Below are 6,672 nucleotides of genomic sequence, written 5' to 3' on the forward strand. Positions count from 1 at the left end.
CGCCCGCCCGGTCGACGCCGCGCCGGTCGAGTCGCGCGGCAAGGGGGCGGCTGCCGCCGCTCCGGGTGCGCCCGCGGTCGGCAAGCCCGGCGGTGGGCAGGTTGCCAGCGGCGCCGGGCTGGCCGCGGGCGCCGGTGTCGGCCAGCCCGGTCCGGGCAGGACGGGGTCGGGCGTCGGTGCCCAGGCGGGTGTCGGGGAGCAGCCCGGCGCGGGCAGGACGGGTACCGGCGTGCCCGGTCACCCGGCCAACCAGGCCGTGGGTGGACAGCCGGGGGGCAGGTCCGGGTCCGGTGTCTCCGACGGCGCGGCCGGCAAGGTGGGTGGCGTGGTCGGCTCCGTGCCGCCCGGTCAGCCGGCGAACCAGCCGCTGGGGCCGGGCCCCGGGAAGGTCGTCGCCGGCGTCGCCGACGGGGCCGCCGCACCCGGGCAGAACCAGCCGGGCAAGCAGGTCAACCAGGCGGTGGGCGGCCAGCCCGTCCCGGCCAAGCCGGTCCCGGTCCACCCGGCCGCGGACCAGCAGGCCGCCGGGCACCAGGCCTCCGCCGACTACCCCGGCCAACCCGTCGTCCGGGAACGCGACGAGGCGCTCGCCCTGTTCTGGGTCCACATGTTCCCCATCGGCCACATGCCGGTCGCCGCGGACCGGCCGGGTCGGCAGGTGCCGCCGCCGCCCCCGGAGCTGGACTACGCGGCCGGGCTGCGGTTCGAGCCGGGCGACCACCCCCAGGCGGGTCTCGTCGAGACCACTCACCGGCTGGCCGCCCTGCGCGAGGGAGCGCCACCGGTCGAGGCGACCGAGCCGCTCGGCAGGGCCGACCTGGCCGAGCTCGTCGAGGGGCACGACCCGCTCGGCGGCGAACACGAGCGGGACTGGGACCGCCGCTACCAGGTCCGGTTCGGCAGCGTCACGCCGGAAGGCATCCGCCCGGACGGGCTCGAGTTCGCCTGGCCGCCCTGCGAGCAGTACCCGGAGGGCGGCTGCGCCGAGGCGGAGGCCGAGGTCCTGGACGAGGGCGCCGAGATCGACCGGTTCGGCCCGCCGGAGGGGCGGGTGTTCGCCGAGGCCGGCACGGCGTTCGCGCGGCGTTCGCTGCCCCCCGCCCACCTCGACCAGGGTTACCGCCGCTACCGGGTGCTCCGCCCGCTGCCGGTCTGGCGAGCGCTGTCCGCCGCCTGGTTCGCCCAGCCCGGCGGTGGCGTCCGGTACCGCACAACCCATTCCGCTGTCGAGCTCGTCGCGCTCGGCTACCTGACCGACATCACCCGGGAGGAACCATGAACGCCGAGTCGGTCGGCGAGTGGCTCGGCGCGGTCGGGGTGCCCGCCGAGATCGTCTCGATCGGCGCCGAGGCCGACAACCGCTGGTGCCTGGTGCGTGACGACGCCCCCGACGACGAGGGTCGGTACGGCTGGGAGGTGTTCTGGCGCGAGCAGGGCAACCGCTACGACTGGGCCAGGTTCACCAACGAGCAGGTCGCCTGCCACTACCTGTTCGGCCGGCTGACCTGGGCCCAGGTCGTGCGCGGTGTCGTGGGGACGCTGCCTACCCCTGCTTGAGCAGCGCCAGCGCCGGGTCGTGCAGCAGGCCGTTGGACGAGAGCGCGGTGCCGTGGTCGAAGCCGGGCTTGCCGTCCAGGTCGCTGAACCGTCCGCCCGCCTCGGTCACGAGCACCTGGAGCGCCGCCAGGTCCCAGGGGTTGGCGATGGGCTCGGCCGCGATGTCGAGCACGCCCTCGGCGACCAGGCAGTGCTGCCAGTAGTCGCCGTACGCGCGGCTCTCCCAGCACGCCTCGACCAGCGCCAGGTACCGCTCCCGTGAGTGGTAGGTGACCCACGAGTTGAGGTCGGTCGTCGAGACGTACGCGTCCTCGAGCGACGGGACGGCCGAGACGCGGATCCGCCTCGGCTCGGCCCCAGACCTGGCCAGCCAGGCACCCCCGCCTGCCTCGGCCCACCAGCGCCGGGCGAACTCGGGCGCGCTGACCACGCCGACGACCGGCTCCCCGCCCTCGACCAGCGCGATCAGCGTCGCCCATGCGGGACCGCCGCGCAGGAAGCTCTTCGTCCCGTCGATCGGGTCGACCACCCAGGTCCTGCCCTCGCCGAGCACGCCGCCACGCTCCTCGCCGAGGATCTCGTCGCCAGGGCGCACCTCGGCGAGGATTCCGCGCATGACGTCCTCGACGGCGGTGTCCGCGTCGGTCACCGGAGAGCGGTCGGGCTTGCGGTCGACCACCAGGTCCTCGGCCAGGAACCGGGCTGTCGTGATCTCGTCGGCGGCGTCGGCGAGTCGCAGAGCGACGGCCAGGTCATCAGCGTGGCTCGGCATGCGGGCATCGTGTCACGCGCCGGCCGGGCCGACGCGCTTAGGCTGAGGCCGTGAGCGTGGTACTGCTGGCCGAGGACGACGCGGCGATCGCCGACCCGCTGTCGCGTGCCCTGCACCGGGAGGGGTACGAGGTGCGGGTCGCCGTCGACGGCCACACCGCCTTCGAGTCGGCCAACAGCGGCGGTGTCGACCTGCTGGTGCTCGACCTCGGGCTGCCGGGAATCGACGGGCTGGACGTGTGCCGTCGGCTGCGTGCGGCCGGGCGCGGCATCCCGGTGCTGATGCTGACCGCCCGTGCCGACGAGGTCGACTTCGTGGTCGGGCTGGACGCAGGGGCCGACGACTACGTGGCGAAGCCGTTCCGGCTGGCCGAGCTGCTCGCCCGGATCCGGGCCCTCCTCCGCCGCCAGGCACCGGGCACGGTCGAGGTCAACGGCGTCAAGCTGGACCTCGCGGGCCGGCAGGTGATCGTCGACGGGGACGAGGTCACGCTGGCCAACAAGGAGTTCGAGCTGCTCCGGGTGCTGATCCAGCGGGCGGGGCAGGTCGTCACGCGCGAGGAGATCCTGGACGAGGTCTGGGGGGACCCGGAGCTGCGCACGAGCAAGACGCTGGACATGCACATGTCGTGGCTGCGCCGCAAGCTCGGTCACCGCGCCGCCCGGATCGCCACCGTGCGGGGTGTCGGCTTCCGGTTCAACGCCGAGTAGCCCGTGCGCCGCCGCCTGCTGCTGGCGATCCTGCTGGCCGTGACAGTGACCGCCTGCCTGCTGGGTATCCCGCTCGGGTACACGGCCACGGCCGTCGTCGAGTCGCTGACCAGGGACGACCTCGGAACGCGGGTTCGGCTGATCGCCGCCACGCTCGACGACAGGGTCGCCAGCGGGCGCAGGCTGGACCTCGACGAGGTGCGCCTCGCCGTCCCGCCTGGCGGGCACCTGCTGGTCACGCTGCCGGACTCGGACCAGCGGCTGAGCCTGGGCGAGGAGCTGGGCGGGGACACCGTCAGCGAGGAGGTGCCGATGGTCCAGCACGGCCGGGTCCGGCTCTCGATCGACGCGGGTCCGATGCGCACCACCCAGACGCAGGTCTCGCTGTTGGTCGCGCTGGTCGTGGTGGCGACGATCGGGATCGGGTTCCTGGTCGCCAGCGTCACGGCCAGACGGCTCGCCCGGCCGCTGCGCCACGTCGCCGAGCGCGCGTCCCGGCTGGGCGCGGGTGACTTCCGACTGGACCGGACCCGGTACCGGGTGCACGAGCTGGACCGGGTCGCCGAGGCTTTGGACGCGTCGGCGACGGCGCTGGCCCAGCTCGTTCAGCGGGAGCGGGAGCTGGTCGGCGACGTCTCCCACCAGCTGCGCAGCCGCCTGACCTCGTTGCAGCTGCGGATCGAGGAGCTGACCTCGGTCAAGGACGAGGACGTCGCCCGGGAGGCCGGTGCGGCGCTGGAACAGGCCGAACGGCTCGCGGACGTGCTGGAGGAGCTGATGACCGCCGCCCGCGAGGCCCGGGCCGTCGGAGCCGAGCCCGTCGACCTCGGCGCGGAGCTGGTCGGCATCGCGGACGAGTGGCGGGCGCCGCTGCGCGCGGAGGGGCGTTCGCTGAAGCTGCGCATCCAGGAGGGGCTCCTGGCGAAGGTGTCGCCGGCTCGGCTGCGGGAGGTGATCGGGGTGCTGCTGGACAACGCCCTGCGCCACGGTGGCGGAACGGTCACCCTCGCTGCCAGGGACGGCGGAGTCACCAGCGGCGACACGGTCCTGATCGAGGTCACGGACACGGGTTCCGGGGTACCGGACGAGCTGGCCGAGCACATCTTCGAGCGCGGCGTGTCCGGTGGCGGCTCGACCGGCCTGGGCCTCGCGCTCGCCCGGGCACTGATCGACTCGGACGGCGGCCGGCTCGAGCTGTCCGCCAAGCGGCCGCCGACGTTCACCGTGTTCCTGCCGGTGCCGCGGGCCGGCGACGTGCAGGGCGTCCGGTGGCCCGCCGAGCGCTCCCCCCGCTAGGGGTGCCCCAGCTCCTCGGCGGCCGGGTCGTCCGGCGTGAGGTGGCGGCGGCGCCCGCCGAGCTCGTCGGGGAAGACCCAGCGCTTGAAGGCCCAGAAGCGGAAGAACATCGCGAGCAGCATGCCGATGATCGACCCGCTGGTGAAGTCCGCGACCTCCTGCACCAGCCGCGAGACGTGCGGCTCCTCCAGCAGCAGCCAGTAGCGCGACAACCAGAGGGGCAGCGTGTTGAGCGCCACGCCGATCCCGCTGAACAGGAAGAACAGCGCCGCCTCGTGGTGGCGTTCGCGGCCGCCCCGGGTGCGGAAGGACCACTCCCGGTTGAGGATGTACGACACGATCGTGGCGATGATGATCGCGATGATCTTGGCCGTGACCGGCTTGTCCTCCAGGACGGTGAGCTTCAGCAGGTACCAGATGCTGTTGTCGATGACGAACGTCGTACCGCCGACCACGGCGAACTTCAGCAGCTCCCGGTGCTTGATGAGCACGGCGCGCAACGGCTCGGGGATCATCGCCAGCACGGAGTCGACAACGGTCACCGCCGCAGTCTACGGAGACGTGACGTTCAGCGACCGTCAGCAGGGGTCAGCCGCCCGGCCGGGCGCACGTCGGTGAGCGGGACCGGCGTGTCAGCCGCCGAGCAACCACCCGAGCAGCCCGCCGAGCCCGCCCTGGCCGGGTTCTTCCTGCCGGGGCTCTCCGGAACCGGGCCCGCCCGACGGCGGTTCGCCCTGCCTGGGTCCGCGCTGCCCTTCTTCTTCGTGCCGCGGGTCCGCACCGTGTTCGGACCGGTGTGGCGGATGCTGTGTCGGCGGAGCGGGAGTCGTCGGGGTGGGTACCACCGCGGTCGGCGGCGAGTCGGGTTCGGGCGTCGGCCGGGGCTCGCTCCCCGGCTCCGCCGAGGGCGGAACCGGCAGGCCCGGTTCGGTCTCCACCGGCGGCTTCGGCGGCACCGGGGTCTCGCTCGGCGGGTCCGGGCAGAACCAGCTGTCGAAGACCACCGTCACGGCGTCATGGGCGGTGCCCAGCGTCGCCTGCACCTGCACCTCCCGCCCCGGCTCGTCCCGGTGACAGCCGAGTCCTCGCTGACCCGTCTCGAACTCGATCTCCAGTTCGACGCTCTCCCCGGGCGTGAGCTCGGCCCGCGTCGTGCACTCGGTGGCCACGCCGGCCAGGCAGGTCACCGGCTTCTCCTGGTCGCGCAGCTGCCCCGGCTGGTTGACCCTCACCTTCACCGGCCGGGAGCTGGTACCCGTGTTCTCGACATGCACCAGCAGCGCCGGCTGGCCGAGGAGGGTCGTCAGCAGCCCGTGCCACTGCGCCTGCGCCGTCAGCTCGACCCCGTCCACCACCGGCGGCGGCGCGACGGTCACCGGCACCCGCAACCCGAGCGTGATCGACGGCCCGGCGGTGATCCGCGCGCCGATGTCCCCACTCACCGCACTCCGCGCGGCGACAACCCGAAAGCGCAGCGTGACCGTCTCACCCGGCGCCACCCCCGCCGCCGAGCAGCTCACGCTCCCCACGCCGCCCGGGCACCCCACCGACCGGGACGCGCCCTGCCGCCCCAGCCCGTCGAGCCGCAGCCGCGGCGCGGCGGCGAACCCGTTCAGGCCCGCCGGGAGCGCGGTGACCCCCGCCGGCAAGGTCAACGTCGTCACGACCGGCTCCGACGCCGACCCCCCGGAGTTGCGCACGGTGATCGGCAGCTCCTCGGCCACCCCGTCCGCGACGAGCGATACCGGCTGCTGCGGCCCGCTGGCACTCAACGTCACCGGCAAGGGCGCCTGCGGCTGTTCCTGCGGCGTCGCCGTCCCCGACAGGGGCGTCGGCGGCTCCTCGCCCGTGGTCGGCGCCGGCACCACGGAAACAGGTGGCGAGGCCGGCGCCGAGTCCGTGCTCGACGGCCGCGGCGCACTACTCACCGGCGGCTCCGACGAGGGGGTCGACTGCCCCGGTTCGACGACCGACGGCTGCACGACAGCGGGGTCCGCCGCCGGGATCTCCTGCTCCCCGCCGCCCCCCAGCCCCAACGCGAGAGCGATGGCCACGGCGAGCGCCACCGTCGAGGCCGCGGCCCCCACGAGCTGCCGAGGCATCGACGCGCCGGCCGACCCACCAGCACCGGTGGCCGCGCTACCCGCGCCGCTGGCCGCGGAAGCCGCTCCTCCTCCGGCGCCGGTGGCCGCGCTACCCGTGCCGCTGGCCGCGGAGGCCGCTCCTCCTCCGGCGCCGGTGGCCGCGCTACCCGCGCCGCCTGCCGTGCCGGCAGCCGCCCCCACCCCCGCACCGGCCGACCCACCAGCACCGCTGCCCGCCGCCGTGCCCCCGCCA

At 74.6% G+C, this 6,672-nt stretch carries 7 protein-coding genes and 1 pseudogene; 5 read left to right on the forward strand and 3 right to left on the reverse strand.

Annotated elements, in window-relative coordinates; genetic code table 11:
• Both BU204_RS42130 and BU204_RS37285 read left to right on the forward strand, forming a co-directional pair.
• On the forward strand, positions 1-1,279 hold a 1,279-nt coding region (locus BU204_RS42130; RefSeq protein ID WP_269844685.1), incomplete at its 5' end, for a glycohydrolase toxin TNT-related protein.
• Entirely contained in the window at positions 1,276-1,557 is a 282-nt protein-coding gene (locus BU204_RS37285) for a hypothetical protein (RefSeq protein ID WP_075130503.1), read from the forward strand. The genes BU204_RS42130 and BU204_RS37285, both read left to right, overlap by 4 nt.
• Here BU204_RS37285 and hisN read toward each other — a convergent pair.
• Positions 1,544-2,329: a histidinol-phosphatase gene (gene hisN / locus BU204_RS37290; protein WP_075130504.1), complete on the reverse strand. Its 786-nt coding sequence runs from the start codon at positions 2,327-2,329 to the stop codon at positions 1,544-1,546. The two genes, BU204_RS37285 and hisN, sit on opposite strands and share 14 nt — an antisense overlap.
• A 50-nt stretch (positions 2,330-2,379) precedes the next feature.
• Between hisN and BU204_RS37295 the strand changes: the two genes are divergently transcribed.
• Together BU204_RS37295 and BU204_RS37300 are read left to right on the forward strand one after the other, a co-directional pair.
• Entirely contained in the window at positions 2,380-3,039 is a 660-nt protein-coding gene (locus BU204_RS37295) for a response regulator transcription factor (protein ID WP_075130505.1), read from the forward strand.
• A gap of 3 nt (positions 3,040-3,042) precedes the next feature.
• Complete coding sequence (locus BU204_RS37300; protein WP_075130506.1) at positions 3,043-4,335, forward strand: ATP-binding protein; 1,293 nt, start codon at positions 3,043-3,045, stop codon at positions 4,333-4,335.
• On the opposite strand, the gene BU204_RS37305 is transcribed toward BU204_RS37300, so the two are convergent.
• Entirely contained in the window at positions 4,332-4,877 is a 546-nt protein-coding gene (locus BU204_RS37305) for a GtrA family protein (protein WP_075130507.1), read from the reverse strand. The genes BU204_RS37300 and BU204_RS37305 overlap by 4 nt on opposite strands.
• A gap of 90 nt (positions 4,878-4,967) precedes the next feature.
• Positions 4,968-5,999: a hypothetical protein gene (locus BU204_RS37310; protein ID WP_143230040.1), complete on the reverse strand. Its 1,032-nt coding sequence runs from the start codon at positions 5,997-5,999 to the stop codon at positions 4,968-4,970.
• On the opposite strand from BU204_RS37310, the pseudogene BU204_RS39795 reads away from it, so the two are divergent.
• A pseudogene (locus BU204_RS39795) lies at positions 5,968-6,672 on the forward strand (hypothetical protein); the annotation flags it as partial. The gene BU204_RS37310 and the pseudogene BU204_RS39795 overlap by 32 nt on opposite strands.

The organism is Actinophytocola xanthii (assembly GCF_001921205.1).
GTDB classification, from domain to species: Bacteria; Actinomycetota; Actinomycetes; order Mycobacteriales; family Pseudonocardiaceae; genus Actinophytocola; species Actinophytocola xanthii.